At 52.4% G+C, this 25,565-nt stretch carries 23 protein-coding genes and 1 tRNA gene; 9 read left to right on the top strand and 15 right to left on the bottom strand.

The annotated features are described in order from the left end of the window. Positions 1-71 precede the first annotated feature (71 nt). The 3 genes from V0288_RS11290 (at position 72) to V0288_RS11280 (ending at position 2,708) form a co-directional block, all read left to right on the top strand. The gene (locus V0288_RS11290; protein WP_332865194.1) at positions 72-2,027 is read left to right on the top strand and encodes a chromosome segregation ATPase; all 1,956 of its coding nucleotides are present in this window, start codon (positions 72-74) and stop codon (positions 2,025-2,027) included. A 98-nt stretch (positions 2,028-2,125) separates the two neighbouring features. Continuing rightward, positions 2,126-2,389: a toxin HicA gene (locus tag V0288_RS11285; RefSeq protein ID WP_332865193.1), complete on the top strand. Its 264-nt coding sequence runs from the start codon at positions 2,126-2,128 to the stop codon at positions 2,387-2,389. Further along, on the top strand, positions 2,379-2,708 hold the full coding sequence (locus V0288_RS11280) for a type II toxin-antitoxin system HicB family antitoxin (RefSeq protein ID WP_332865192.1): 330 nt from the start codon (positions 2,379-2,381) through the stop codon (positions 2,706-2,708). Before V0288_RS11285 ends, V0288_RS11280 begins: the two co-directional genes overlap by 11 nt. A 67-nt stretch (positions 2,709-2,775) precedes the next feature. Here V0288_RS11280 and V0288_RS11275 read toward each other — a convergent pair whose 3' ends face one another. From V0288_RS11275 to V0288_RS11265, 3 genes are all read right to left on the bottom strand, one after another. Next, positions 2,776-4,452: a tetratricopeptide repeat protein gene (locus V0288_RS11275; protein ID WP_332865191.1), complete on the bottom strand. Its 1,677-nt coding sequence runs from the start codon at positions 4,450-4,452 to the stop codon at positions 2,776-2,778. Positions 4,453-4,576: 124 nt separating this feature from the next. Beyond that, positions 4,577-4,846 (bottom strand): hypothetical protein, encoded by a 270-nt coding sequence (locus V0288_RS11270; protein WP_332865190.1) that lies wholly within the window; start codon positions 4,844-4,846, stop codon positions 4,577-4,579. Between the two features lie 5 nt (positions 4,847-4,851). After that, positions 4,852-5,964 carry a tetratricopeptide repeat protein gene (locus V0288_RS11265; RefSeq protein ID WP_332865189.1) on the bottom strand — a complete coding sequence of 371 codons (1,113 nt, stop codon included), beginning with the start codon at positions 5,962-5,964 and terminating at the stop codon, positions 4,852-4,854. A gap of 11 nt (positions 5,965-5,975) precedes the next feature. On the opposite strand from V0288_RS11265, the gene V0288_RS11260 reads away from it, so the two are divergent. After that, complete coding sequence (locus tag V0288_RS11260; protein ID WP_332865188.1) at positions 5,976-6,200, top strand: hypothetical protein; 225 nt, start codon at positions 5,976-5,978, stop codon at positions 6,198-6,200. 128 nt (positions 6,201-6,328) lie between these two features. On the opposite strand, the gene V0288_RS11255 is transcribed toward V0288_RS11260, so the two are convergent. Further along, positions 6,329-7,315 carry a succinate dehydrogenase/fumarate reductase iron-sulfur subunit gene (locus V0288_RS11255; protein WP_332865208.1) on the bottom strand — a complete coding sequence of 329 codons (987 nt, stop codon included), beginning with the start codon at positions 7,313-7,315 and terminating at the stop codon, positions 6,329-6,331. Between the two features lie 530 nt (positions 7,316-7,845). Here V0288_RS11255 and V0288_RS11250 point away from each other — a divergent pair. From V0288_RS11250 to V0288_RS11240, 3 genes are all read left to right on the top strand, one after another. Continuing rightward, entirely contained in the window at positions 7,846-8,232 is a 387-nt protein-coding gene (locus V0288_RS11250) for an AbrB family transcriptional regulator (protein WP_332865207.1), read from the top strand. A 223-nt stretch (positions 8,233-8,455) separates the two neighbouring features. Next, complete coding sequence (locus V0288_RS11245) at positions 8,456-8,584, top strand: hypothetical protein (RefSeq protein WP_332865187.1); 129 nt, start codon at positions 8,456-8,458, stop codon at positions 8,582-8,584. A gap of 68 nt (positions 8,585-8,652) precedes the next feature. Further along, positions 8,653-9,468 (top strand): CPBP family intramembrane glutamic endopeptidase, encoded by an 816-nt coding sequence (locus V0288_RS11240; protein ID WP_332865186.1) that lies wholly within the window; start codon positions 8,653-8,655, stop codon positions 9,466-9,468. On the opposite strand, the gene V0288_RS11235 is transcribed toward V0288_RS11240, so the two are convergent. Then, entirely contained in the window at positions 9,442-10,245 is an 804-nt protein-coding gene (locus tag V0288_RS11235; protein WP_422661961.1) for a Tab2 family RNA-binding protein, read from the bottom strand. The two genes, V0288_RS11240 and V0288_RS11235, sit on opposite strands and share 27 nt — an antisense overlap. 415 nt (positions 10,246-10,660) lie before the next feature. Between V0288_RS11235 and rimM the strand changes: the two genes are divergently transcribed. Both rimM and V0288_RS11225 read left to right on the top strand, forming a co-directional pair. Then, entirely contained in the window at positions 10,661-11,221 is a 561-nt protein-coding gene (rimM, locus tag V0288_RS11230) for a ribosome maturation factor RimM (RefSeq protein WP_332865184.1), read from the top strand. Between the two features lie 457 nt (positions 11,222-11,678). Beyond that, positions 11,679-12,989 (top strand): EAL domain-containing response regulator, encoded by a 1,311-nt coding sequence (locus V0288_RS11225; RefSeq protein WP_332865183.1) that lies wholly within the window; start codon positions 11,679-11,681, stop codon positions 12,987-12,989. A gap of 37 nt (positions 12,990-13,026) precedes the next feature. Here V0288_RS11225 and V0288_RS11220 read toward each other — a convergent pair. From V0288_RS11220 to V0288_RS11175, 10 genes are all read right to left on the bottom strand, one after another. Then, a tRNA-Ser gene (locus V0288_RS11220) sits at positions 13,027-13,109 on the bottom strand. 342 nt (positions 13,110-13,451) lie between these two features. Next, positions 13,452-21,017 carry a tape measure protein gene (locus V0288_RS11215; protein WP_332865182.1) on the bottom strand — a complete coding sequence of 2,522 codons (7,566 nt, stop codon included), beginning with the start codon at positions 21,015-21,017 and terminating at the stop codon, positions 13,452-13,454. A 181-nt stretch (positions 21,018-21,198) separates the two neighbouring features. Further along, positions 21,199-21,690 carry a hypothetical protein gene (locus V0288_RS11210; RefSeq protein WP_332865181.1) on the bottom strand — a complete coding sequence of 164 codons (492 nt, stop codon included), beginning with the start codon at positions 21,688-21,690 and terminating at the stop codon, positions 21,199-21,201. Between the two features lie 108 nt (positions 21,691-21,798). After that, positions 21,799-22,587, bottom strand: coding sequence for a phage tail tube protein (locus tag V0288_RS11205; protein ID WP_332865180.1), 789 nt, complete (start codon positions 22,585-22,587; stop codon positions 21,799-21,801). Between the two features lie 57 nt (positions 22,588-22,644). Continuing rightward, the gene (locus V0288_RS11200) at positions 22,645-23,043 is read right to left on the bottom strand and encodes a hypothetical protein (protein ID WP_332865179.1); all 399 of its coding nucleotides are present in this window, start codon (positions 23,041-23,043) and stop codon (positions 22,645-22,647) included. A 105-nt stretch (positions 23,044-23,148) separates the two neighbouring features. Further along, the gene (locus V0288_RS11195) at positions 23,149-24,246 is read right to left on the bottom strand and encodes an RRXRR domain-containing protein (protein ID WP_332865178.1); all 1,098 of its coding nucleotides are present in this window, start codon (positions 24,244-24,246) and stop codon (positions 23,149-23,151) included. A 199-nt stretch (positions 24,247-24,445) separates the two neighbouring features. Next, positions 24,446-24,856, bottom strand: a complete 411-nt coding sequence (locus V0288_RS11190; protein WP_332865177.1) for a hypothetical protein — start codon at positions 24,854-24,856, stop codon at positions 24,446-24,448. Continuing rightward, on the bottom strand, positions 24,849-25,085 hold the full coding sequence (locus V0288_RS11185) for a hypothetical protein (protein ID WP_332865176.1): 237 nt from the start codon (positions 25,083-25,085) through the stop codon (positions 24,849-24,851). The genes V0288_RS11190 and V0288_RS11185 overlap by 8 nt, the downstream gene beginning before the upstream one ends. Continuing rightward, the gene (locus V0288_RS11180) at positions 25,078-25,350 is read right to left on the bottom strand and encodes a head-tail joining protein (protein WP_332865175.1); all 273 of its coding nucleotides are present in this window, start codon (positions 25,348-25,350) and stop codon (positions 25,078-25,080) included. The genes V0288_RS11185 and V0288_RS11180 overlap by 8 nt, the downstream gene beginning before the upstream one ends. Next, positions 25,343-25,558: a hypothetical protein gene (locus tag V0288_RS11175; RefSeq protein ID WP_332865174.1), complete on the bottom strand. Its 216-nt coding sequence runs from the start codon at positions 25,556-25,558 to the stop codon at positions 25,343-25,345. Before V0288_RS11175 ends, V0288_RS11180 begins: the two co-directional genes overlap by 8 nt. Positions 25,559-25,565 lie beyond the last annotated feature (7 nt).

The following is a 25,565-nucleotide window of genomic DNA, read 5'->3' as shown; positions in this document are numbered from 1 at the left end:
TCGATAGGGCGCGGATCGTCGTTATCGCGTTATATTGGGTGTCATTAACCACTTGGGTGGGGAGTAGGGGAATGTCTAAAGGAAAAGAGATTACAGAAAATTCGGTCACGACCTTGACCCGCTCGATCGATGGAATGGGTCGGAAATCGGGCGTTTCTCTCTCCTCGCTGTGGTACAAGTATCAGGAACGCCTAACGTGGAAAGTTTGGGCGGCCCTGTTCGTGGTGACGTTCGGAGGGGTCGGCTTCGTCGCGACCTGGCAGTTGCTGAACCTCTCGAAATCGCCCAATTGTCCGAAGATTTTCTGGCCGATCGCCTCGGCTTCCCTCCGACTGTACTGCGCTCAACTGGACGCGGATAGCCGCACCGTGGAGGGATTACTCCGGGCGATCGCTCTCGTGTCCGCTCTCCCGGAAGATCATCCCCTCCGCCCGCAAGCCGACGAGAAAATGGAAGAATGGGCGCGGGATATTTTAAATCTCGCCGAAAAGGACTATCAAACGGGGAATCTGGAGCGGGCGATCGCCACGGCCCGTCAGATCCCGCGAAACGCCGAGGTCGCGAAACTGATCGAGGAGAGAATCGCCAAGTGGCAAGAAACCTGGACGAAGGGAAATCAAATCATCGGACAGTTAGAGGAACACCTGCGCGCGGCGAGTTGGAATCAGGCCTTCCGTCTAGCGGTAGATTTATTGAATTTAAAGAACGATTATTGGGCGACGGTTAAGTATAACGAGGCGATCGGTAAGATCTCCCTGGCCCGCGAGGAAAGCGCCCAACTGGACGCGGCGACCGCTACTTTCGATCGCGGCGGGGCCAAGAATTGGCTGGCGGCATTGGAGGCGGTTCGGAAGATCCGCCCGGAAAGTTACGCCTATCAGGGCGCGCGGAAACTGATCGGCGAGATCGAGGAAACCCTGCAAAAATACGCGGCGAATCTGATCGATCGGCGCGATTGGAAAGAATTACAGGATATCGCCGAACGAGTTCCCAAAGATCTGGCGATCAAGGAGGAAGTTACCGATTGGTCGCTGTTGGCTAACGCCGCGCTCGACGCGGAAGCGGGAACTGTAGAGAGCATCGAGTCGGCAATTATGAGCGCGGGGCAGATCGATGCCTCCCGTCCCCTCCACGCGACGGCCCGATCGATGATCGATCGCTGGACGCTGGAGATTACCGACCTGAAGACGCTCACGGAAGCGAGAAATCTGGCCGAACCCGGAACGATCGAGGCGTTGAGCGCGGCGATCGCTAAAGCGAACCTCGTTCCCGCCGATAATCCCCGCGGACGGGAAGCCCGACGCGATATCGGCGAGTGGACGAGTCAGATTCAGGTGATCGAGGATCGACCGATTCTGGAGCAGGCGCGAGAGTTGGCTGTACCGGGAGACGCTTCCTCGTTACGGGCGGCGATCGAACGGGCGCGGCAGATCGGCCCGGATCGCGCGCTCCACAAGGAAGCGAGTACCGATATCCGCGGCTGGCAATCCCGCGTCGAGCGGATCGAGGATCAGCCGATTCTCGATCGGGCGGTCTCTCTGGCGAGTATGAAGGATTACCAGGCGGCGATCGATACCGCGTCTCAAATTCGATCGGGCCGGGTTCTCGCCGACGAGGCCGGGCAATATATCCGACGTTGGCGGGGCGAGGTGAACGCGAATTCGGCGCTACAACAGGCGTTCCGATTGGCGGCGACGGAAACGGTGGACGGGTTCGGCCGGGCGATCGAGTTGACGAGAGGGATTCCGGACACTACCGACGCGGGCGCGAGAAAGAGCGAGTCGATCGATCGGTGGAGTTATCAACTGTTGACGTTAGCCTCGGATCAGGCGAATATGGGACGCTACAACGAGGCGATCTCGATCGCCCGGCGCATTCCCCGCGACAGCGCGGCCTACAGTTCGGCCCGACAGCAGATCCAATCCTGGCGCGACATCCTCCAGCCTCCCGCGATCCAGACAATGCCCGATCCGACCTCGATCGAGTCTCCGGTTTCTACTCCCGATCCGAATACCACGGGACAATAGGCGTTTCGCGGGGTACGCGTTCGGGGAAGGTTGACATCAAAAGGCGATCGATCTAGTATCGATATTGATACTAGACTAGGTTTTGTCCTAGCGGTTGAATGACAAAAATTAAGGCTCTTGTCGCGAGAATGGCGGCAAATCCGCAGAATATCCGCTTTGCCGATTTGCAGAGGGTTTGCAATCATTTTTTCGGTGATTCTAGACAGGATGGATCTCACCACATCTATAAAACGCCCTGGCCGGGAGATCCGCGGGTTAACATTCAACCGGGGAAAAATGGCATGGCGAAAGTTTATCAAGTTCGACAGGTTCTAGCGGCGATCTTTCAACTTAACGAATGGAACGAGGAAGATGATGGCTAATCACGAACATTACGCGTATCGGGTGATCTGGTCGGAAGAGGATCGGGAGTACGTGGGATTATGCGCGGAATTTCCTAGCCTTTCCCATCTAGATGAAACTCCCGTGGCCGCGTTACAAGGGATTATCGATCTGGTTAAGGGAGTGGTCGCGGAGATGGAAAGTGCCGGGGAAACCGTCCCGGAACCCTTTTCGGAAAGATTGTTTAGCGGCAATTTTCAAGTTCGTATCCCCCCGGAACTGCATCGTCAATTAGCGATTCGAGCGGCGGAAGAAAAAGTTAGTTTGAATCGATATGTTAGCCTAAAGTTAGCCGGTTAATCGGGAAAATCCTCGCCTACCAATCCCCCGATCGGCGCAAAATCACGGATTTCGCCGTTTTTTAGATTTATTCAGGAGATGAACGCTCGATCGACTTTAGATTCTTGCGAATTTTAGCATTAAGTGGATGATCGGCTCTGAAGCCTTCTTCTGCGATCGCTAGAGCCTCTTGTAACAAGGGTTCGGCGAGTTCATTCCTTCCTTGACGCAGGTATAGTTCGGCTAAATAATTCAAAGTACGCGCCACTTGGGGATGACGATCGCCCAAGAGTTCTTTCCTCATGGCTAAGGCTTCTTGATAGAAGGTTTCGGCTAATTCATACCGTCCCTGAACTTTGTAAATTGCCGCTAGATTCTGCAAGCTGGTAGCCACATCGGGATGGCGATCGCCCAAGAGTTCCTTTCTCAAGGCTAAGGCTTCTTGATAGAGGGGTTCGGCTAATTCATACCGTCCCTGATCTTTGTAAATTGCCGCTAGATTGTTCAAACTGAGAGCTACTTCGGGATGGCGATCGCCTAAGAGTTCCTTTCTCAAGGTTAAGGCTTCTTGATAGAGGGGTTCGGCTAATTCATGCCGTCCCTGAGCGTTATAAATTGCCGCTAGATTGTTCAAACTGAGAGCTACTTTGGGATGGCGATCGCCCAAGAGTTCTTTTCTCAGAGCTAAGGCTTCTTGATAGAGGGGTTCGGCTAATTCATGTCGTCCTTGACCATTTTTGTAGAGATAGCCTAGGGTCATCAAACTTTCAGTCACATCGAGATGACGATCGCCCAAGAGTTCTTTTCTCAAGGTTAAGGCTTCTTGTAATAGGGGTTCGGCTAATTCATACCGACCCTGAGAAAAGTAGACTAGGGCTAGATCGTTTAGGCTGATAGCCACATCGGTATGACGGTCACCCAAAAGTTCTTTTCTTATTTCTAAAGCCTCTTGAAGCAAGGTTTCGGCCAGCTTATACTCTCCTTGAGAACGGTAAACTAAAGCTAGATTATTCAAACTTTTTGCCACATCGGCATGACGATCGCCTAAGAGTTCTTTTCTCAAGGCTAAAGCCTCTTGATATCGCAGTTTTGCTAGTTCATAATTTCCTTGATCGCGGTATAGTTCGGCTAAATTATGTAGGCTAGTAGCTACATCCACATGATGAGAACCTAAACGATTTCTAGCGATAGTGACGCATTGTTCCCACCAAGGTTGTGCTTGGGAGTATGCCCCCTGCTCTTTATAAAATCTTCCCAATCCAACAAATGGATAGACTAGATTTTCATCGGTTAGCCATTGTTGCTGTTCTGTCGCTACTTCCGTAAGATGAGGGATAGCGGGCGAGAAAGATGTTATATCCTCTTGGGTAAGAGATTCGGGAATTTGTCGAGCGACGGTCGCTATCGCTCGGCAGAAACCGCACTTTAATTCTTCGGAATTTTCCAATCCTTCTAATTTATCCCGCAACGAGTCTCTTACCCGTTCATGGAGTTGATAGCTATCTTTTCCCACCGATTGCAGTAGGTATCGTTCCACGAGTGCTTTACAACCCGCCACCACATCGATTTCTAAATGACTAGCTTCGACAGCCGATTCTAAAAGAGAAAGAGGAATCGGCGCGAGGGCGAATAAACTAATCAGAGCCGCCAACTGTTGATAGGAAATATCGAGAGAATCCCAATTCAATTCGAGAGCGGCTTCCGTTCCCGCCTCCGCGTTATTGGCTTGTTCTTCTTTAAGTTTCGCTAGAATTTCCTCTAACATTTGCCATTCCCTAGTAAAATTGTAGGTCGGGTTGAGGTTACGAAACCTGACACAAACCTATGATTGTTGGGTTTCACTTTGTTGGGTTTCACTTCGTTCAACCCAACCTACGAAAAAAGATTTTTTAGTCGATCCAGTCAAATCCACAAGCCTGTAATAATTCCCGGTCGCTATCCTCTCGCATCTGATAGATAATATCTTCAATCGAAGGAATGGATAGATCTTCTAATCGTCGTTGTTTTATCGCTTTTCCTCTAGCGAAAACTCTATCTTTGATTTTGTCCCAGCCCGTTTGATGGGCGAGTTCACTGTCTAATAAATTTCTCTCCTCTTCTGAAAGAGAACGGATAATTTCCGCTAAAGTTTTGACCAGTTTTACATTAACCGTTGTCATGGTATTCATCTCCCGGAGGGTTGACGTAGCGCGGCGATCTGGTATATTCCCAAGGGAACGTGACCGACAAACTCGCAAAGTTGATTCACCAATTCTAATTTATCTCGACTTTCCTCTTCCCCTAATAATTTTACGAGCAGGTCTTGAGAGGCGTTTTCCGGTAAACCGCCAAGGTAGAGAGGACGGAAGGGTAAGTCATTACGACGGGTAGTGAGGATAACCTTAAAATCAGAACCCGAAGGTGGTAAATAAGCTCTGATAGCCTGTAAATCCGTCACATTGTCAAAAACTAATAACTTTCTCCCAGATAGCCAATTACGCCAACAGTAAGCGATCTTTCCCTCGTCGGTAGATAAAAAATCGGGGATCTGAAAATTCGGAAAATGAAGGTAGGCGAACTCGATCAATTGCGTCAATAAATTCGTTCGATCCGGGTACAGCCAGCAACAGCCCCCTGGATAATCCGACAGGTGTTCCCGCGAATACTGTACTGCCAATTCCGTTTTACCGACCCCTCCTTTACCCGTCTTGTCAACGATCGCGACGATATCGTGTGCCTGAAGCAGTTGGTGTAAGGTTTCCCGCGGTTCTTCCCTATCCACGAACTGATGGGCGGTACTAGGGGGAATATTGTGAGGGGTTTGACCGGGAAACGTTTTCGGTTCGGAAATAACGCGCGATCGCGGACTGCCGGGGAACGCGGGCGATCGAACGGGTTTCGCTCTTTCCTGTAAAGCGTTTAAAATCGTTGTCCTAGCGATTTCCGCGTCGGTCAGGTTAACCAGATCGGTATAGACGATCGATTGTAAAAGTCCTTTAGGCTTACATTCCGCGACGCGAATAGGGATCAGGGTTCTGTTTTCCCCCGTCGGATCTTGAACGAAGGCCGCCGCCCATTCCGGCTGGGTGTAGAGGGCATCGAGATAATTATCGGAGAGGACGGCGATCGTCTGTTTCGCCTGTACCGTCGCTTTCTGCATTTCCAGAACGAAGTTACTACCGGGCCGGAAGTCCCAAGCTTGGATAACGACGGAATAACTCGCCTCTTCGAGAATCCAGGCGATCCACTCCGCCCACTGTTTATCCCGTCCGTTATAACTGATGAAAAAATCTGTCATGCGTCCGCGGTATGAGATCTACTCTCATTGTAATCGCGGTCAACAGTTTCGGATACGGACTCGATCGCTCTTCGATTGACGGGAACGGTCTTTCACGCGATTTCCTGGCAAACGCGCCGGGCGATCGCCCCCGTTTATCGAAATACAGGGCGATCGTGCAACCATCCCGATCGGGATTCCGGGGTCTTGTCACGGTTTTCTCGATCGAGAGCTTCGACGATCGCCCTTTTGCCTGACCGTACCGGTTTCGCCAGCGGAAAAACGTCGGATATTCGGTCTAGCTCTCATCGGGATTTTCTCCAGAGTCATCCTATATTACTAGCTATAGATACGACTACAGGGAGAGAGATAGCTATTACGAAATCTATCGGGAGGGGGAATTCTGTACCGCCTCGATCAAACTTCTGACCTCCGCGGTTCCCTCCGACGGCTCGAACGAGGTGGGGAATTTGCCCCGAACCATCATCCGCAAGCCGAGCGGGGCGATACTGAAAAGCCCGCGGAGATCGCGGAAATAATTCCCCACCACGTAGAGGCCGAATTTCCGTTCATCGACCCATCCCCCCTCTTTCACCAGTTCGATCAGGGTTCGCCGGTGACGGATCTGGATACTGTTCGGTACGTCATCGCGGGCGAGAATTTCCCGTTTGATCTCGCCGATGCGATCCATCGGGGCGACCTCCATCGGACAGACCGCGTTACAGAAGTAACAGCGCGTGCATCCCCAGACCCCCGAGGTTCCGTCGTTATACATCTGTAACCGGTGGTCGGTGTCGCCGTCGCGGGAATCGGCGAGGGTTCGCCGGGCTTTGGCGAGGGCGTGGGGGCCGACGAAATCCGGGTTCACCTCCTTGGCGTTGCATTCCGAGTAACAGGCGCCGCACATGATACAGTTGCCCGTCCGGTTGAGTCGCTCTCTCTCTTCGGGGGCTTGCAAAAATTCCCGTTCCGGGATCGATCGGGAGGCGGTACTAATATAGGGTTCCACGCGTTCGAGATCGTCCCAAAACGGCTTCATTTCCACGATTAAATCGCGAATAACGGGGAGATTCGCGAGGGGGGCGATCGTGATCTCCGCGATTTCCCCTTTACCTTGGCATCCGAAACGAGTTAGCTCGCCCGCGACGTTTTCCTTACAAGCTAACGCCGATCGCCCGTTAATTTTCATGGCACAGCTACCACAAATGGTATTCCGGCAGTTCTTGCGAAAGGCTAGGGTTCCATCTAGCTCCCACTTGATACGATTGAGGCAATCTAAAATCGTGTTTCCCGCCTCGACATCCAGAGCGAAAGTCTCGATGTGGGGGGAGCCGTCCGGTTGTTGACGGAGAATTTTGAAGGAAACTTCCATACCGCGCGCGTGATGATTGGCTTCTACTCTCAGGATAATCCATGTTACCGTGTCGATCGGCGAGCGCCGCGGGGATTTATCCTTAAGATTTTCGCGCCGGTTGACCTCGTTCGTTGCCGGGGCGACCCGAGAAGCGATCGAGAGTACGGCGCGACGGACACGAGACGCGGATAGGGACAATTTTACCGAAACTCTCGCGTCGGGAATACGGGGGTACGACCACAGGTATAATCTCTCGGAGCCTTTTCCGATAAGGGTTCGCGGCAATATCTTCCCGATTTTTCCACCGTGTTTCCCGCGTAACTCGACTTACCATGCCCCCGGACTCGCGATGATTTTTCCCCCCCCGCCGCGGGAGACACCGCGCCCGCCGTTTCTAGACTTCTTAGCACGATCGTGAACTCCGATCGAGGCTTTTTAAGAAATTTATTATTTAGGGTTTGACATTTTCGAGAAGATTTTTGATATGATCAATTGGAGATAGCAATGTGTATTCACCTTTGCTACAATTCCCAGAACATTTACAAGCCATGAGTGATATCTCTCCTACTCCCCTAACCGGGAAAGCCCTTCTTCAAAAAGTCAAAGAGTTATCCCACTTGCCCCGTCGTGAAACGGCGAAACGCTGTGGCTACTACTCGCAAAGCAAAGACGGTCAAGTTCGCGTGAATTTGACGGACTTCTACGATGCCGTTCTCGCCGCTAAAGGGGTTCCCCTCGATCCCGAAGGCACGAAAGATGGACGCGGCCGGGAACCGACTTTCCGCGTCAGCGTTCATAAAAACGGTCAGATCGTCATCGGCTCCACCTATACCGAGCAGATGAACCTCAAGCCGGGAGATGAATTTGAAATCAAGCTCGGCTACAAGCATATCCATCTCAAACAGGTCGAGGGCGCGTCGGAAGAGGTCGCGTAATGTCGGGTTAGGAGTAGGAACAAAAAAAATCGGCTGTCAAAAGAGCTAGTTTTGACCAGTCCGACTATAGATTACGATTGATTCTTACCCCTAATTCTAACCCGTGGCGACCCCTCCCATCAATAGAGAGTTAGAGCCTTAGCACTTCCCATCCTTCGTTACAACGACCTAGTGTTAGATTTATCGGTGGTATCCTAGTTTTCAACGGATATTACCGATATTTTTGCTGTTAGGTTCGTTGATGGCGAAAAAAGCTGTCGGCTATCAACCGCCAGCGTTCCGGGCGCGAGTTCTGGGAGATCGATCGCCGATTCTTTGGAAAAGCCGAACGCGGATCGACGCTCGCGGTTAATTCGGGACAGATACCGGAACACTCGCGCCCTGAAAACCTCCTACCTCCTGCCTCCCGAGTCCCGCCCTATGAATAGTCTCCGGCTCACTGACGCTCCCGCCCTCCTGAAAATTCTCCTGTTTCTGCTATTCTGGCTGATTTGCTGGATACCGATCGCCTTGCCCCTCGCCCGTCGGCTGGACTGGAAATTTCTCGCCCCCGTTACCGCGACGCAAAAACTCCCCCTCGTCGCCTCCCTTTACGCGATCGCCCCCCCGCTCCTTTGGGGAACGTTAGCCCTAGAAAAAACCTCCCTCGCGGAACACGGGTTAGCGTGGGGGTGGCCGCTATTTCTCTCCGGGGCGATCGGGTTTTTCCTGGCCGCGCTCGGATTGGCGATCGTGTTCTCGATCGAATCGGCGTTCGGATGGGTGATCTGGAAACCGGAAAACCTCGGGAAAGCCCTATCTCTATCCCTACCGATCCTGCTGTTGGCGGTATGGGTGGGAGTCACCGAAGAGACGATCTTCCGCGGTCTCTTTCTCGATTGGTTAGAAAAAGATTCCGGTTCGGCGATCGCCGCGATCCTCTCCAGTTCGGTATTCGCCCTCGTCCATCTCCTCTGGGAACGTCGGGAAACCGTCCCCCAATTACCCGGACTGTGGTTGATGGGTATGGTGTTGGTACTGTCGCGAGCGATCGATGGCGGGAGTTTAGGATTAGCCTGGGGACTGCACGCGGGTTGGGTGTGGGGGTTAGCCCTGCTCGATAGCGCGGGACTGATGGGCTATAGCGATCTCGGTTCCCCGTGGCTGAAAGGATTTCATAATAATCCCCTCGCGGGATTGGCGGGCCTTCTCTGCCTGTTCGGAACCGGTTTAGGTCTTTTCTTCCTGCCGCAGTAACCAGAAACCGGTGAAGGTTCTCCCGGAATCGTCCGGCTCGATCAGTAGGAAATGTACCCCCCGACTGTCGTGTAATCTTTCCCCGTATAGACGCGCCGCGCGGGCCACTTCCTCGTCCTCGTAGGTGGCGAGAATCCAGCGATCGACCAATCCGGATTCTAAAACCAAACCGCCCGATCGATCCGCCTCGGTGGGGATATGCTCGATCGACACGGGAACCTGTTCCTCGATCCAGAGCGCGAGATCCATCGATTTCCTACCCCCGTCGATGACGATGCCGGGGATAGGAACGGTCGAGGCCAGCCCTAGCGTTAACGGGTGAAATTCTTCGGGAATCGAGCGGATCGGTAGGGGTCGATCGCTCCAGAACTCGATCAGATCGCCCGCGGGAATTCTCGCGAACCGCCATTCCCGGCCGAGGAGATTTTCGGGGATCGAGAGCGGTGGGGGTCGATCGAGGGCGATCGGGATTTCCCGCGCTTGTAGGAGGCGTTTTAAGGCGCGAACGTGACGGGTGAATTCCACGCGCCAACCGAGCCGTTCGGCCGCGATCCGGAATAAACCGGCGCACTGCGGCCGGAAAACGCGGACGATATCGGGAGGGGGTTCGATCGATCGGAGTTGTTCGGTCAACCAATCCGCGCCGGCTACCGCTCGCGGGCATTGACTCTCGTGGAGGAGAATCCCCTCCGGATCGCAAACGGTCAACCGCCAGGGGGTTTCCCCGTCGGCGGAGGGTCGGGAGAGATGATAGAAATCGGCTTGCCAAACGATCATAGACATCCGCGCGGAATTGAAAAATTGTCGTGTGGTTAGGGAGGCAGGAGTCAGGAGTCAGGAGGCGGGAAGAAGAATCAAAATCATTAGACCTAAAAATTTCATAAAAAACCTATTTATCTTGTAATATTCTAGTTTTTGAAGTTTTTACACTCTCAAAAATCAATCGCGTTACGAGGTCTTCTCAACGGGTACGACGCTCGCGGGGTGAGGGGATCGATCGTCCGCGGGGGCTTCGGACCGAACGCGCCTGGAGAAATTCGGAAGCGTGAACCGCTCTTCGTTTTTACCGTCAATTTTTTCCCGCGGGAGCGCCAGAAAAAAAGAGCGCTAGAGCGGATTCATCTTGTTCGAGCGATCGCGCTCCTAGCTCCTGTTCTATAATAAGTGAATAATAGCGAATCACGCGAGAATAATGAGAGAAGATTGGGTAGAAATCGGTACGATCGTCGCCCCGCAGGGATTGCGAGGGGAGGTAAGAATTCAGTCGTCCTCGGACTTTCCCGAAAGATTCGAGAAAGCGGGGAAACGGGGTTTACAGGCGCCGAACGGGGGAGAGATCCGGGAGATTCAACTACTGAATGGACGGTATATACCGGGGAAGAGTATTTATATCGTCCGGTTGTCCGGGGTGGACGATCGAACGTCGGCCGAAGCGTTACGGGGCTATACCTTATTCGCGGACAAAAACGATCGCCCCCGATTGGCCGGCGATGAATATCACGTTAGCGATCTCGTGAATCTGGAGGTTTACCATCATCTAACCGGGGAAAAAGTGGGGGTGATCACCGATATTTTCTCGGCGGGAAACGACGTTTTAGAGGTGAGGCTACTCGACGGGGAGGAAAGGACGGGGGAAGGGCGATCGAAAGCGTTAATTCCCTTCGTCAAGGCGATCGTTCCCGTGGTCGATCTCGCTCGAAAACGCGTCGAGATCGATCCTCCGGCCGGGCTTCTGGATCTCGATCGCTCCTAGAACGGAAAGCGTCGTGAATTCTGCCGACCCCGGCTCTCGATCGGGCGACGCGAGCGGCGGGAAAACTACGGTATACTACGGACGACCGCGAAAAAAAAGTCCCGGACGAACGGGAGAAACCGCGGGATATTACGGAGGTTCAATAAATCCCGACCCGGAAAATACGGACGCGCCCCGTCGGGGGACAGTGTTTCTCGAAAATCCGCGGTACCCGCCCCGATCGCCCGCTGTATCCTGCCGAAAATCGGGGAGATCGTACCTTGCCGGCTGTAATATCGGGTAGGTTCGCGGAGAGCTAATTTCTTCTAGGGAATAGACGCGTAACGGACGGCTTTCGATCGGGTATGAGGAATTATTTCCCCGGATTGTCCGATGTGTTCTCTTCGCGGAAGAACGCGTTAAAGTGTAAACAATAGCCATCTCGATCTGAAAAAACCGACCTTTCCAAGCCTGTAGAATGCTATCCAGTTTTAGGATTCTCGTTATTGAAGACGAAGCGCCGATCCGACAGTTGATCCAAGAGATTCTCACCTCGGAAAATTACGAGGTGATCGAGGCCGAAAACGGGGAACGGGGATTACAGTCCGTGTTTCGCGACCGACCCGATCTGATTCTCTGCGATGTGATGATGCCGGGAATGGATGGGTACGAGGTTTTACGCGAACTCCAGCGATATCCCGCGATCCGCTCGATCCCCTTTATTTTCCTGACCGCGAAAGCGACCCGCGAGGAAACCCGGCGAGGCATGAACGCGGGCGCGGACGACTATATTATCAAACCTTTCGATGAAGATGAATTATTAGGGGCGATCGGGGCGAGATTACGGAAAAACGCCGAGATCCGTTCCGACAACGATCGGGGGCGGGAAAAAAACGTCGATCCGCTCATCACCCTCGAAAATCGGGATAGACCGCCGATCGTCGCCTCCCCGAAAGCCCCCATCTGGCGATCGCCCGATCGTTCTCCCCTGGAAACGGAACTAATCCAAGCGCTCGATCGGGAATGGTTAGCGGTTTACTATCAGCCGCAGATCTCGATCGGCAGTCGCGAGATCACCGGGGCCGAGGCGCTGGTACGATGGCCGCATCCCGATCGGGGCCTGATCCCCCCGAACGAGTTTATCCCGATCGCCGAGAAAAACGGCTCGATCGAGCGATTGGGCGCGTGGGTACTGCGCTCGGCCTGCGAGCAATGGACAAACTGGCACTCGCTCGGCTTGAAATTGCCCCGGCTCTCGGTGAACCTATCGGCCCGTCAGTTCGAGAAAGAGCGATTTCAGGACGATCTCACCGCCATCCTACAGACCACGGGAATCCCGCCGCGAGCGTTAGAGTTGGAGTTAACCGAGGGAACGCTGATCCAGAATATACGCGTCGCCACCCGGCGATTCAACACGCTGAGAGAGTTAGGCGTGAAAATCGCCATCGATGATTTCGGGACGGGCTATTCCTCGTTAAGTTATTTAAACCAGTTATCCTTCGATACCCTGAAGATCGATCGGGTATTCGTCAAGGACATCGATCGCAATCCGAAAAACGCCGCCATCGTCCGCGCCCTGATCCTCATGGCCCACCAGTTGGGATTAACCGTGATCGCCGAGGGCGTGGAAAAAGAAGAGGAAGTCGCTTTTTTGCGCGCCAATCACTGTGACGAGATTCAGGGCTTCCTGTTTAGTCCCCCCGTCCCCGCGACCGATTTCGAGAAGTTACTGCGAAACAGCGCGTTCGATCGCTCGGGATACGGACTAGAGAATCGCCCGGAGCGATAATCCCGACAGAACGGGAGTTTAGCAAGGTTTTTAACAACGGAGAGGGTGGGATTTGAACCCACGTTAGGTGTTACCCTAAAGTAGATTTCGAGTCTACCTTTGATTGACTAAACCCTATCCCTGCAAGGGTTTTCGTTCACGATGAGCGGACTTGCCTACTTTTTGCCTTTTCTACCAAGCTTTCTGATACTTTCATGGTTTACCTCTAAGGCGAATCGCCCGGCTGTGACAAGGTTTGCCGAGCGATCGCTTTTGAAAAAAGAGCAAGCTAAAACATCGAGTTAGAGGATTATCCGCTTACAGCGTCGCCCGTTCGCCTTCGCTACTAGGGACGGAGGACTATGAAGGTGTTGTCCCTCACCAACAAGAGTTTTTGTACTCTTTCACCTCTCCTTTTAGCGGGAATATTAATACCCGCCTCTTTCAGCCCTGGCGTGGGGTCGAACTCGTATTTCCATGATATCACGCCCTCCCGATATATTCGGCCGCCAATCTGCCGATTGTTCGTTCGCTTCGCTGGAATCCTCCTAGGTCTGGAGTGGAAATATAGTTATTGACCGTGACCGATTTTTCGGAATATCCGGAAGGCGATCGACTTGCCGCAAAATCGATCGGCAGACGGGAAGGGGCGATCGAACCCGGCCCGAGACTGGCCAGAAGATTATCGCTCACCGTCCCCCCGTCCGCGAAATTAGGGATACGCTTGAGCGGGTCTTTCCCGAATATCGCCTTTAACTTCTGATAGCGCTGGGCTTCCCCGGAGCGGAGGGAAAGGATTTCCTCGCCGGGGGTGAACACCGCGAGAACGCCCCGCGGTCCCTCTTTCCGTAACGCCTCCTGAATCCCGCGGAAAGGTAAAACGGAATTTCTTTCCGATTTCACCGGGCCGCCCTCGGCGAAATTGGCAACCGTCCCGCCCTCCGCGAAATTCAACCCGATCGATCGGAATAGGGAAGTCACCGCGATCCGGGCCGCGATTTGGGCGATCGAACCGAGAACCGATTTCGCCATATCCGCGAACGCGTCGCCGATCGATTTCGTCCCGGTCAGAACATCCTCGATAAACGTCCCGAAAGCGTTCGCGCCTATATCTTGGATCGTCTCGCCTAGATCCTTGAACTGTTTATCGATCGCCCCCAGATTGAGATCTCGCAGGGTCGTGGCCTTGCGGATCAGTTCATCCGCCCGTTGCGGGTCATCGGAATATCTCTGCCGGATTTCCTCGATCTGTTGTTCGTAACGTAGGAGTTCCGCCGCGAACGCCGCCTGCTCCCGGAGGGCGGCCGCCTCGAATATCCGCCCGTCACCCTCCAACCGGGCCGCCGTCGCCTCCGCGATCTGATTATCGAGATCGAGAATTTCTTTCTCCCGTTCCAGTTTCTGATTCCGATAATCGTTCTCGAACTGCTGTTCCCGTTGGGTGGCCGCCTCCCGCGTCAGTTGGATTCTGAGTTCCTGTTCGGCGAGGTCGGGATACTGCTTTTTAATCTCTAGAATCTGCTGTTCTAGCTGTTTTTGGGATTCTAATAGCTGTAATTCGTTGCGTTTGCCTAAATTGCTCAGGTTCTGGGCGATCGCTAACCGTTGGGAGATTATATCGAGTTCCTTCGCCAGATTCTTGCTCTGGAACTGATACTCGATTTCCCGTTCCCGGATTTTCGCCTGTTCGCGCGCGAGTCCGATCCGTCTCGTCCGTTCCGTCTCGTTATCGGCGAAATCGCTAGAGATTTGCAGTATATCGGCTTCTAACTGTTGGCGGGATTGGAGAAGCCCGATCGATCGCTCCAGTTCCGCGTTATTCTGTCCTTGAGCCACGGTTAACTCGATCCCGATCCGCTCTAGATCCGCCTGAATCTGCCGTAACTTGGCTTGAGCCTGAACGAACGCTTCCGCGTCCAGTTTCCCCGATTTCAACTGTTCCCGGAGCGATCGGATCTCCGCGAGCATTCCCCGATAGGAATCTCGGTCACGGGTAATCTGTCCCGTCAGCCCTTGCAGAAATTCCGCCGACTGTCGATCGACCGCGTTTCCCGACGATTTTAACGCGTCAATAACGGGCGTTATCTGCCCTAATAGTTTCTCCAATCCCGTGACGTTATCCTGTAGGCTTCTTTCCTGCTCGAATAACTGATTATCAAAAGATTTAAACTGATTCTCGATATTCCGTAGATCACCTTGGAGTTGGGCGCTCTGGGTTTGGGGAGAGTATTGGGCGCGGGTGTCGGCCAGCGAGTTCCGCGCGTCTACCACCGATTGCCGGGTCGATCGAATGGTGTCGCCCATCTGTCGCAGGATCTGTTCGCGGGTTTGTTGGAGATTCAAGATAAAATTCTCAATTTCCTGCCGAACCGACGCGTCGCCTAGATTAATCTGCCGCTCCCGAACGCGGGTGAGCGTATCCGTCAGCACCCTCGCCCGATCCGTATCCACCGCGGGGATAACCGGCGCGGTAACGACGGGAGGGGGAGAAGTGGAGCCGCCGGCCGCGCCGCTCCCACCCGACTGACCCGGAGAGAGCGCCCCCGCGAGGAAACGGCGCGCGGACTCGTAGTGCGGTTTTCCGGGGGAAAGCTGGTTAAGGAAAGCGGAATAGGGCGAAGTGCCGAAAGAATCGCGGGCGTGAACGTTCACGTTCGGATTCCCGCCGAGTACCGTAGCGTAGGCGCGAAGTAAGCCCATTCCCGGCTTAAATCCGCGAGTTTGGAAGTAGGCGACAACCGACTTTAACTGATCCTCGAACGGTTGTCCCGGATAGACCCCGAATTGTCTCCGCTCTGGCGGCCCGAATTGGATCAACCCGCGATAGTTATTTCCCGCGCCGCCGACCTTATCCGGGTTAAACGTTCCGCCGGTCTCCCAGCTAATGATCGCCCCCAGTTCTTCGGGTTTTAATCCGAGTTGGTTGGCCGCCCAGATCAGGGCGCGCTGTTTGGAATTCGCGCCGCCCGTCGCGGATGTCGGGCGGAAATTTCCCGACCCCTGACTCCCGACTCCCGACTCCTGACTCCCACCTCCTAATAACGATCGCCGGAAAATCTCGATCGCCTCTGTCGCTCCCCCGAGTCCGCGGGTGAAATTTTCCAACTCCGCTTGAAGCCCCCGGCGCTCCCCGGCGAAATTAATCCGGGCGGAACGTTGGCCGAGAACCTGTTCGACAATGTTCGAGGCTTGATCGAATATCCCCTGAATCTGGGAGACTAGCCCGTTGACGAACGTATCCGAACCGGGGACGAGGGCGCGCTGTAAACGGGTTCTCAGATTCCCGTATCTCAGCCGATTCCGAATCCGATCGACCTCCACCAACGCCTCGCGGATCTGCTGGGTGAGGTTAAAGAAAAAATCCTCGGCGGAACGGTTTAGGTCGGTCAGCGTCGATCGGGCCGAGGAAATCGATCGTTCTAGGTTTTCCTCCGTCTGCCCGATCTCGGTTTTCAGCCGTAGCTGTTCTTTTAGGGCGTTCAGTACCGCCGTTTCCTGTTGCGAGCGGTTTTCTTCTAACAGTCGATCGATCGTCGCCGTGTTTTCCAGGTTCAGCCCCGCGTCCTCGGCCTGTTTTCGCAGTTCGTCGAGAAGGCTGGAAAAGTCCGGTTTTGTCAGGTACTCGTTAACCGCGCCTAACTGGTCGCGCAGGAAGACGAGGCGGGATTCGAGGGTAGAGCGATCGATCGAGTCTATCCCCACGTCGGTTAGCTGGCTCCCCAATCCCGCGGCCCGCGCGCGCCGGATAAACTGGGTTCGCGCGTTCGTGGCGGAACGCTCTAGATTCTCGTTGAAATAAGCGGCGTTTTCTCCCAGATTCCGCAACGCGAGCGAGAGGGCGTTTACATTCTTGGCAAGGCTAGAGGTCAGATCCTCGAACGTGGTATTCGTCTTCTCGATATCCTGTAATCGCGATTCCAGTGCCGCCCGGATCGACTTTTCCGCGTCGGCGGTAATCCCTTTCCGCGCGACCAGTTCATCTAGTAGTTTCAGCGTCGCCTCGATCGAGGTCTTATCCGCCTGTAAATTCTGCTGGAATTGTGCAGTTATTTTTAATAGTTCGTCCCGTTTCTCTAAAAGCTTCTGTTCCTCTTTAATCGAGGCATCATAAGCCTTTCTATCTCCCGCGGGAATGTTGAAGCGTCTCGATCGGATGGTTGTCAGTTCCTTATCGATTTCTTTAATATCCGCGAGAACCTTTTGAGAATCGAACTGTTCCGATAGGTTGCGATCGACCTTTGATAACAAATTTCCCGTATTGATTTGAAAATTTGCTAGTTCTTCTTGCCCTCGTGTCCTCAGTCGTAAAAATTTTCTAGTTCCCTCTAAATTAAATCTAGTATCTAGCCCGAAAAGGTTCCACGTTCCAGAAGTGGAAATATCCTCCTCGCGGTTCGGCAAATCGGGATTAATCTCTTGGGTCGCTCGTCCCGCCGCTTTTAACGCTCTTTCCAATGCGTTAACGCGCGCCGTTGCCGCTTCTACATTTTTAGTTAGTTCGGGAAAAGGATTATTGTTTAATATCGATAAAGCGTTCGTCACCGCGTCCACCGCGAGCGTCACCAGAACGAACGTTTTCAGGAAAGCGAGAAGCTGGGGAATGACGTATTGACCCAGACTAACGACGGCTTTCAAACCGTTCACGAAAACCGCTTGCGCCGCCGCCGATTTGAGGAAATATTCCCCGATCGAAAAGATGGTTTCCAGCAACAGGGAGGTCGAGAAAATCCCGATATACTTCAATAGAGCGGGGATTAACTCGGTAATCTTCTCGATTCCCGCGGCGAAAGCGTTAAAGAACGGTTTCGAGCCAGCGACCCAACTCTCGAACGCTCGTTGAAGGTTGAGGACGGCGTTCCGGTAGCGGGTGAGTGCCTGAACGGTGGTTTCCGAGCTTCCCTGAATCGCGGCGTTTTCCGCGGCGTACTGCGCGGCCACTTTCGGCAGAACGTCCGCCCCCGATAATTTTCCTTCCTTGTAAATGTCTCCCAGTTGGGCGACGCTCACGCCCAACGCCCGCGCAAGGGTCGCCTCAAACGCCAGCCCTGGAATCTCGCCCAACTGGCCTTTGACCTCTTCCGCGCTCAGGTTTTTCCCACCGATCTGCCCTAAAGCCCTGAATAAGCTTGACTGTTCCTCGTTGGACAGCCCCCGGAGAGCGGCGGTCTCGGCGAAAGTGCTGAAAATGCGATCGGCTTGGAAACCGCGGATCGAACTATTCTGTGTTACCGCTTTCAATGCGGCGTAGGCTTTTTCGGCGGTCTGTAGGTCGATTCCCAGTCGTTTCGCCTCCTCCCGCACGAACGCTAGTCCCCGCGCCCCCGTTTCCGCGCTACCCGACACCGACGATAAAGCGCGGCGCATAGATTCAAGTTCCGTCACCGCGTCGAAAGACGAGTTTGCCAGTTGCGTCACCCACCCGACGATCGCCTCCAGTGCGTTCCCGACGAGGAACCCGGCCCCGATGCCGAGGATCAAATCTTGCAGTTCCTTCAGGATGGGAAAACGCTTATAAACGCTATCGACCAGCGAATCGAACCCCGATTTCGTTTTATTGATGAGCGTCGCAACTCCCCGATCGGTCGCCACTACGAACCCGCCGATCTGTTCTACGGTTGCGGTTTCCAAACCGCTAACCCCTTTCTCGAATCCCTCGATCACCCACCGACCGATCCGCTCGAACGCTTTCGACGGCGACGCGATACCGAGCCGGTTTTTCGCCCCCTCGATCGCCGCCTCGCCCAGTTCCTCCCCACTCGCCTCTACCTCGTTCAGCCGCGCCTCGATACCTTGAATCAATCCCTCGGCGGTATCGTCCCCGACGATCTGCGTCAACCCCTTGTTCGCCCGGCCTTTCTGGTTCGGTTGACCTCGTAAGACCTCGTTTTGAACAGCGGTCAACGTTTTCAACTGTCCGCGGATCGATCGAGTGCCAGAATAGTCCGCGGGGAGATTATCGAGCAGATCCTCGTAAATCTTGCGAACCGGCTGAATCATGCCGAGAATTCTTTCGCCGATTTCCACCGCGATCTCGCCTTCCTCGTCTTCCACGGCCATTCGGAATTTCTTAATTTCTTTGGATATGTCCGCTCGGAACTGTTGAGCGAACTCTTTCCGTTCGGGAATGGTTAGGTTTGCGTAATTCGGAACGAGCGTTCTGACCCGATTTTCGGCTTCCTCCCTCGCTCTTTCGATTAATTTGTCGATATAAACGAGGTATCGATCGATCAGCTTTTTCGGTTCTTCAGCTTTTGGAGTGTTGCTAGGCTGTAACTTATTTAAAGCTGACGTTAAGAGTTCTTCAGCTTGTTTTAAATTTTTTAAAACCGTTTTTCCCGTTGCCGATCGAATTCTTTCTTGAATTTCTTTTAAATTTCCTTCAAATTGATTTTTATAATAATTTTTTCCTGATTCGGTTGTTGCTTTTTCTGAAGCCTTAACATTAAAATCTACAAACTCTAAAACTTTTCTAGATTCTCCCGCCGTTGTTGTAGCGTCTCCAAACAGCTTTTGTCTAACTTCGGGTAAATGAATATAGCCCTCGATCGGGTGCTGTGTCGCTCCTCTTATTTGCTGATCGGGGGTTTGTTTGGCTAATCCGAAATCTGCAAATTTTTCGGCAACGTATCCTAGCGGATCGTCGGGCGACAGCAATTTATTAAAGTTTTTTAAACCTAAACCCCCAATTAATTCGGGAGTTCCTATTCCTAACCCTTGCACCCGATCGCCGTAACCCAAAATATTTAATAAAGCGGTCGCTTCTTCAGCAACAAACCCGCCCCCACTTTCCCCGACTAATTTAATTTTTATTTCGGGATTTTTTTCTAGAGCGGCTAAAGCTTGAGCGGCCATCTCGATCGCATCTGGAGAATACCCGCGAATATTGGGGCGCGCGACACTCGAAAAAGAAGCCTTCCATCGTTTATCTCTGTCCTCTAAAACATCTTTAGGTATATCGGTAGATGGATTATTTACAGCGATAGCCGCTACGTTATCTTCGGCTTGTTCTAAAAGAATTTTAGGTATTCTTTGACCAGAAAGACCTCTAGCTCCCGCGTAGCCACCGACCGTAATAATTAATTCTTCAGTGTTATCATCAATAGCACGAACAGAGCTTCTACGTTTATTTTCTTTGGCGATTTGTTCCGCTCGCTTTTTAACCAAATCTTCCCCTAAATCTTGTAAAGCTTCCTGACGAAGTTTTTTTAGCAAGCTATCTAGGGGAGAGGTTAATAAACTAGGAATAGTTTTTAATAAATTAGTAAAATCTTCTCCAGCTTTCGCTAAGTCATCGTTAATTCCATCGGTAAACTTTTTTCCTTCATCTTGCAAAACTTTTCCAAAAGTTTTTGCTTTACTTGTAAAATCTCCGTCATCTTCGATCGCCGATGCTATCGCTTCTCCTAGCGCGTATCGAACCGATCTGAGTTTTTTGAGGAAATAATCGGCGGATTCTTTAAGTTTTTCTGGTAATTCAAGAGATTGTATTTTTTCGATCGGCGTTCCCGCTACGTCCCCGATCGCCTTCCCCGCTCCCCTAGAACTAAACCCGGTTCTTTTTGAAAACGTTTGCTCGAACCCGCGCGCGAAATTTGCGCCGAACTGGAATCCGATTCCCGTGAACAGACCTAAGCCGATTAGCTGTAGGGGATTTCCCAACCCCCCGCCCTGAACGCGAACATTTTTCATCTGTTCGCCGATCGCCCTAGCTAATCGTTCATCGTCGCGCTTCTCCTGCTGTCGGGCATTCCCCAACGCGCCGCGCGTCTCGACGATCACGCTACGGGCGGTCAGCGTCACCGTTCCCGTTTCTAACTTCAAATTCCGAACTTCCAACCGGCGCGGGACGGCGGCGAAATTCTCCTGAACGGCGGTCAGCCGGGTGCGGAACGCTTCGGCGATGCGATCGAGAACCGGAAGCTGGAGACGCTGATCCTCGCGAATAGCGCGCGTCACGACTAGCTGTTTCTCGCTCTCGACGATGATCTGTTCCCGCGCGCGATCGACCGCCGAAACAATAGCCTTAAATCCAGAATAATCGCCTGCCATCACGCCCCCAAATCCCTAAGTCGTTCCTCGATCGAATCCCGCGACCCCTGAGCGGCGAGCGCGGATTCGAGAAGGTTAACCCGTCGCTCTTCCCTCTCGATCGCTTGGGCAGATTCCAAAAATAGCTGAATCTGTTGAAAGCTGTAATTCTGGATATCTTGCCATCTATGGCCGAATCGGATTAAACGGGAGATTCTTCGGCCCCAGTCATCTGCGCTTCCGCTTCGGGCGCTGGCGTTTCTTCCGCTTCCGGCGTTTCCGTCCCGTTGATCTTCGCCCCGATCTGGCGAAAAAAATCACCATTCTGATCGATGATCTCCATCAACAGGGAGCCAATTTCATCGTATTGAAGCTCCTCGATTTTCTCGACTTCCACGCCGCTACAGAGCGAGATTAATTCCCCTAGATCCTTGAGAATTAAATAATTTTCTCCCGCCTTTTGAAGTAAAATAACGAGCGCCTCTTCTATCGAAATTCTCATCATCACCGTTTGCGGTTTGCCATCCTTCCCGGTGACTGTAATGGGGTCTTCGTGAAATAAAGCTTTATATCGATCAATCATATCGAACACCTTATTCCAATGCTTCAACGGGAAAGGCTTCAACGTGATCGGGCCGATCGAAGTATCGAACTCCCGCGCGGGAATTAAAATCGCCAATTGCTTTCTAGACATATTCCTAAAAAATGGAACGGGGAAACCCGCCCCGCTAACGGTAACACTGAAAATACTTAAGAAATGGGGCGAGAACGCCCCGATTATCTTCTCATCGTCGGGGAAACTTTACGCCGCCTGAGTTTGTTCGATACTAAACAAACCGCCTTTATACGCGGCCATCTCGGCGATTCGTTCCTCGTAGATCGCGGAAAAATCCATTTCCAAATTCGCCTGAGTGTTATTCGAGTTAATCAGATCGAGCGCCTTCGCCGGCTGGAATCGACATTTAAAAATCTGAAGTTTAACCGGCTTATCCGTGTCTAGCTTATTCTTGCCGTTAAAAATTAGCCAGAATTCCTCGTTCGTCTTGGCGAATCCCGTCACCCGTTCCGTACCCAGCGCGACATAATTCGCCCGAACTTCCGACTCGTCAGCGATCGCCCCGTCCGCGAGAATTTCCACCATCCCGCTCTTCAGATCGATCGTGTAATCGGTTCCTTTCACGTAAGGAACGGGAGGCGAGGCATTATTAGTCAGACTGGTAAAACTTTCTAGATTCATCTTAGCCAACTGGAAAGCGAATCCCTTATACGCGGTGTGGGATTCCGCGGATACCGTTCCCCCCGCGACCGTCGCCCCTTCCCCGTAAAACGCGAGGATCAGATTTGCCCGATCGAAACTTTCCAGCCGGAGCATCCCCGTGGTCACGGGATCTCTCTCGATACTCGCGTCGATCAACCCCTGCCCGGTAAAACTTTCTTTATGCTCGTACTTGGTTACGGCGATGTTAAACATCAAGCCCCCATCCGGCACATTGCCGACAAACCGAGCTTTCCCCATCGGTAAACCCGTGGCCGGGTCGATCGAGTCGAGATATACCTTTCCCTGACCCATGATGTAGCGGTTATTGACCATCTTCTCCGTTCCTTTTCAACTGAAGCCTATCTCGATCGTAATTTCGGACAGAGCGCGCTAGTCGTATTTGTCAAACTTACTGACCACGAACAGCGTTTTCCCGTCCTCGTTCCGATCGCTGTTAATAAAATCGACTAGGCTGAAAAGAATACGGTTTGTACTGTTAAGCTTGTTAGTGACCAGTTGAATTTCGGCTTTTGCGTTAGCCGAGGTCTCGTGAATCTCGGTTTTTACCTCCGCGATATTAAGACGAAGTGATTGTAATTCTAAAGATAAAAGCTTATTTTGATTGTCAATATCCTTTTTAATTTCTTTAACGCTGTACTCCAATCGGGTTAAAAAAATAATAAATCCGATAATAGGAACTATATTATCCTCGAATAATTTTCCGAGATTTAACGATTGAGACTCTTTAGGCGACGAGTCCGAGGGAGTAGTATGAGCGGCGGATGCCAAGAAAATTCCCGCGCAGAACAAAACAGTTAAAGCTAAAATCCTCATCGAAAATTCTGGGTTTGAAACCCCGTCCTTTAGCGAAGCGGAGGACGGCTTTATATTTCTCTAGTAAGTAACTATCAAACCGGTAGAGCGTCGGATTAACGTTACTTTACTAGAGGCTATCTGTCCCAATCGTTTCCAATTGGCATCGCTAACAGATAACTGTTTTTCGGTCTGTCCGCTGACATAACCGATTCCTTTGGGGCTATTAACGAGATCGCCCTTGCGTAGACCGAATTTTGTCGTTGTTCCCCCGTATTTCCGTCTGACCCCTCCCTTGGCGGGAACCATCAGGTGAAGCTGGCGACGGCTAATCGGGGGACGTTTAATCACGGCAAAAGGAGCGGGTGTCAGGGTGACACCGCCTTTCCACTCGTGACCGCGCGTGTTGGCGGTTCGGAACGGTCGGTAATCGAGAAATCGGAAACAGGCTAACGTTACCCCGTCAGCCGCGTGGCTGTTGAAAGAGCGCTCGGATTTTTTCTTCGATTTCTCTAGCCCTAGATGGTTTCGGAGATTGGCGGTCTCCCACCCGAGACGGGTGTGAACGGACCCGAATTGTTCTAGTTGTTCGAGCGCCCATTTCTGTCCGACCATAACGGGGGAAAATCCTTTCCCCGACTTAGCCGACGATCTTCCCGATGTTAGGTCAACGTCCGCTTTCACGTACTCCAAATAGATGTCGGTAATCGGGAAGATTTTCGAGAGTTCGGAGACGACCCGGATCTCTAGTTGACGGTTCGCTCGGATAGAAGGGGGTAATTTCCCCTGTTTCCGGTTCGAGAACCTTTTTTGACGGTGCGCTCTGAGGGCGAAGGGGATTTTTCGGTTTATCCGTCTACTTCTCCGTCCCCGTCGCGTTAATCGGCGATTGTCCACCCGCTCTCTCACTTTTTTAAAGGGAAGCTCTAGGTGAGCCGTCCAGAGCGTGAAAAGGGAGGATACGACACCGATTCCCGTGTAGTTTTTACCGGGGTCGATGCCGACCGCGATCGGTTGGGTTCGGGTGTCGCTCGGCGATTCGAGTAGTTGGACGTAGAATTGTCCGAGGTCGTTAAATTTGCCGATCGCTTTGCCGGATTGAATCCACCGTCTCGCCCGACTCGCTTTGGTCGGCATTAACGGTCGATTGTCTGGGGAAATCACGGGTACTCTTAGCATAAGGAGATAATCCTCGAATTCGAGTTTAAGTCCCTTCGCCCACCGCTAGAAACATGGCTTGGCCTTACCCAACGCCCGACCAATCGGGCTTAGAGATAATCCGAACGAGGGAAGTATTCGGAAGTCTGTGGCATCTAGCGGCTCTACGGGCTATTCACCTCTTACGTCGCCAGAATTGGTTCCGGCAATCCTCGTCGTTCTACGGCGAGGTTGGTGAATCTTCTAGTTCCTCGCGGTAAACAACCTCGATCTTGACAACCACCCGTATCGCCGTTTTCCCCTTAGTCTGGACGACTTTCTCGTTTGATTTAAGCGATACGTTTCCAGGCGTGACAGAAAGTTTAACGATCGCCCCCTCCAGAATCGCCAGAATCTGGCTCCCGTCCTCTAACAGATTATCCGTGAACTTCACCGCGGAAACGACCACGTACAGGCATTTCTGATAGGGGACGTTAACGCTCTTAGTGTCCTCGATCGGGTCGCGGAACTCGATCGCGTTCTCCTCGAACTGGAAATCGAGATCCTTCCAGTAGTAAACCTTCGGAAACTCGGGAATCTGTTCGAGAAGCCCTTTCAGATCCTCTAAAATCTTCTGCCGCGCGCTACTCATACCTCAAATCCAATTCGGTAACTTTGCCTTCCTTGGGACGAATACCAACAATCAAGTAAGTTTTTCCATAAATTTCTAGCGTATCATTGCAATTAAAATTTACTTCCGAAGTTGGACAAAGAACGACCATTAATTCGCCTTTAGCAACCGGTCTTATCGATTTATCAATCAAAACCAAGAATTCAGAGCCGTCCGATCGTTTTGCGAACACATCGTTATATTTACTCATACCTCAAATCCAGTTCGGTAATCTTGCCGTCATCCACGGGACGAACCCCGACGATCGAATAACTTTTCCCGTCGATTTCTAACGTGTCCCCGTGATCGAAATTCGCCTCGGAAGTCGGACAGGTAGCAACGATCGATCGCCCCTCCGCGCCCACCTCCATCGGCGAATGTGACTCGTCAAAAAAAACGAGGAATTCGGAATTATCGGCCCGTCGCGCGACTACCCCGAAATCCTCGAAAAAACTAGATAACGTCTCTTCAATCATAGTCGGGACTTTCTTCGTCTTCTAGATTTAGAACTGGAGACTTTCCCTCGGGGGAAACCTCCTCTCGATCGGGTTCTTCCGGCAATCGGTCAACACTCTGCCCGTGAAAGCCGATATATTCCTCGGGCAGATTGACAACATCCCCGGCAACGTAATCGACATTAGCGTGAGCGATCGCGCATCCGTCTTTAACTTTGACTAAAGGCATAATTTTC

It is taken from the genome of Pannus brasiliensis CCIBt3594, from assembly GCF_036688125.1.
GTDB classification, from domain to species: domain Bacteria; phylum Cyanobacteriota; class Cyanobacteriia; order Cyanobacteriales; family Microcystaceae; genus Pannus; species Pannus brasiliensis.
Note: the sequence above shows the minus strand (reverse complement) of the source record. Positions and strands in the feature narration are given on the sequence as shown.

Excerpts from the sequence above, each read along its gene's own strand:
- V0288_RS11235 (WP_422661961.1), bottom strand. The coding sequence starts at position 10,245 with ATGATCGTTTGGCAAGCCGATTTCTATCATCTCTCCCGACCCTCCGCC.
- V0288_RS11290 (WP_332865194.1), top strand. The coding sequence starts at position 72 with ATGTCTAAAGGAAAAGAGATTACAGAAAATTCGGTCACGACCTTGACC.
- rimM (WP_332865184.1), top strand. The coding sequence starts at position 10,661 with ATGAGAGAAGATTGGGTAGAAATCGGTACGATCGTCGCCCCGCAGGGA.
- V0288_RS11180 (WP_332865175.1), bottom strand. The coding sequence starts at position 25,350 with ATGATTGAAGAGACGTTATCTAGTTTTTTCGAGGATTTCGGGGTAGTC.
- V0288_RS11240 (WP_332865186.1), top strand. The coding sequence starts at position 8,653 with ATGAATAGTCTCCGGCTCACTGACGCTCCCGCCCTCCTGAAAATTCTC.
- V0288_RS11250 (WP_332865207.1), top strand. The coding sequence starts at position 7,846 with ATGAGTGATATCTCTCCTACTCCCCTAACCGGGAAAGCCCTTCTTCAA.
- V0288_RS11280 (WP_332865192.1), top strand. The coding sequence starts at position 2,379 with ATGATGGCTAATCACGAACATTACGCGTATCGGGTGATCTGGTCGGAA.
- V0288_RS11255 (WP_332865208.1), bottom strand. The coding sequence starts at position 7,315 with ATGGAAGTTTCCTTCAAAATTCTCCGTCAACAACCGGACGGCTCCCCC.
- V0288_RS11260 (WP_332865188.1), top strand. The coding sequence starts at position 5,976 with ATGAGATCTACTCTCATTGTAATCGCGGTCAACAGTTTCGGATACGGA.
- V0288_RS11205 (WP_332865180.1), bottom strand. The coding sequence starts at position 22,587 with ATGGTCAATAACCGCTACATCATGGGTCAGGGAAAGGTATATCTCGAC.
- V0288_RS11195 (WP_332865178.1), bottom strand. The coding sequence starts at position 24,246 with ATGCTAAGAGTACCCGTGATTTCCCCAGACAATCGACCGTTAATGCCG.
- V0288_RS11275 (WP_332865191.1), bottom strand. The coding sequence starts at position 4,452 with ATGTTAGAGGAAATTCTAGCGAAACTTAAAGAAGAACAAGCCAATAAC.
- V0288_RS11270 (WP_332865190.1), bottom strand. The coding sequence starts at position 4,846 with ATGACAACGGTTAATGTAAAACTGGTCAAAACTTTAGCGGAAATTATC.
- V0288_RS11175 (WP_332865174.1), bottom strand. The coding sequence starts at position 25,558 with ATGCCTTTAGTCAAAGTTAAAGACGGATGCGCGATCGCTCACGCTAAT.
- V0288_RS11225 (WP_332865183.1), top strand. The coding sequence starts at position 11,679 with ATGCTATCCAGTTTTAGGATTCTCGTTATTGAAGACGAAGCGCCGATC.
- V0288_RS11185 (WP_332865176.1), bottom strand. The coding sequence starts at position 25,085 with ATGAGTAAATATAACGATGTGTTCGCAAAACGATCGGACGGCTCTGAA.
- V0288_RS11285 (WP_332865193.1), top strand. The coding sequence starts at position 2,126 with ATGACAAAAATTAAGGCTCTTGTCGCGAGAATGGCGGCAAATCCGCAG.
- V0288_RS11210 (WP_332865181.1), bottom strand. The coding sequence starts at position 21,690 with ATGTCTAGAAAGCAATTGGCGATTTTAATTCCCGCGCGGGAGTTCGAT.
- V0288_RS11215 (WP_332865182.1), bottom strand. The coding sequence starts at position 21,017 with ATGGCAGGCGATTATTCTGGATTTAAGGCTATTGTTTCGGCGGTCGAT.
- V0288_RS11190 (WP_332865177.1), bottom strand. The coding sequence starts at position 24,856 with ATGAGTAGCGCGCGGCAGAAGATTTTAGAGGATCTGAAAGGGCTTCTC.
- V0288_RS11265 (WP_332865189.1), bottom strand. The coding sequence starts at position 5,964 with ATGACAGATTTTTTCATCAGTTATAACGGACGGGATAAACAGTGGGCG.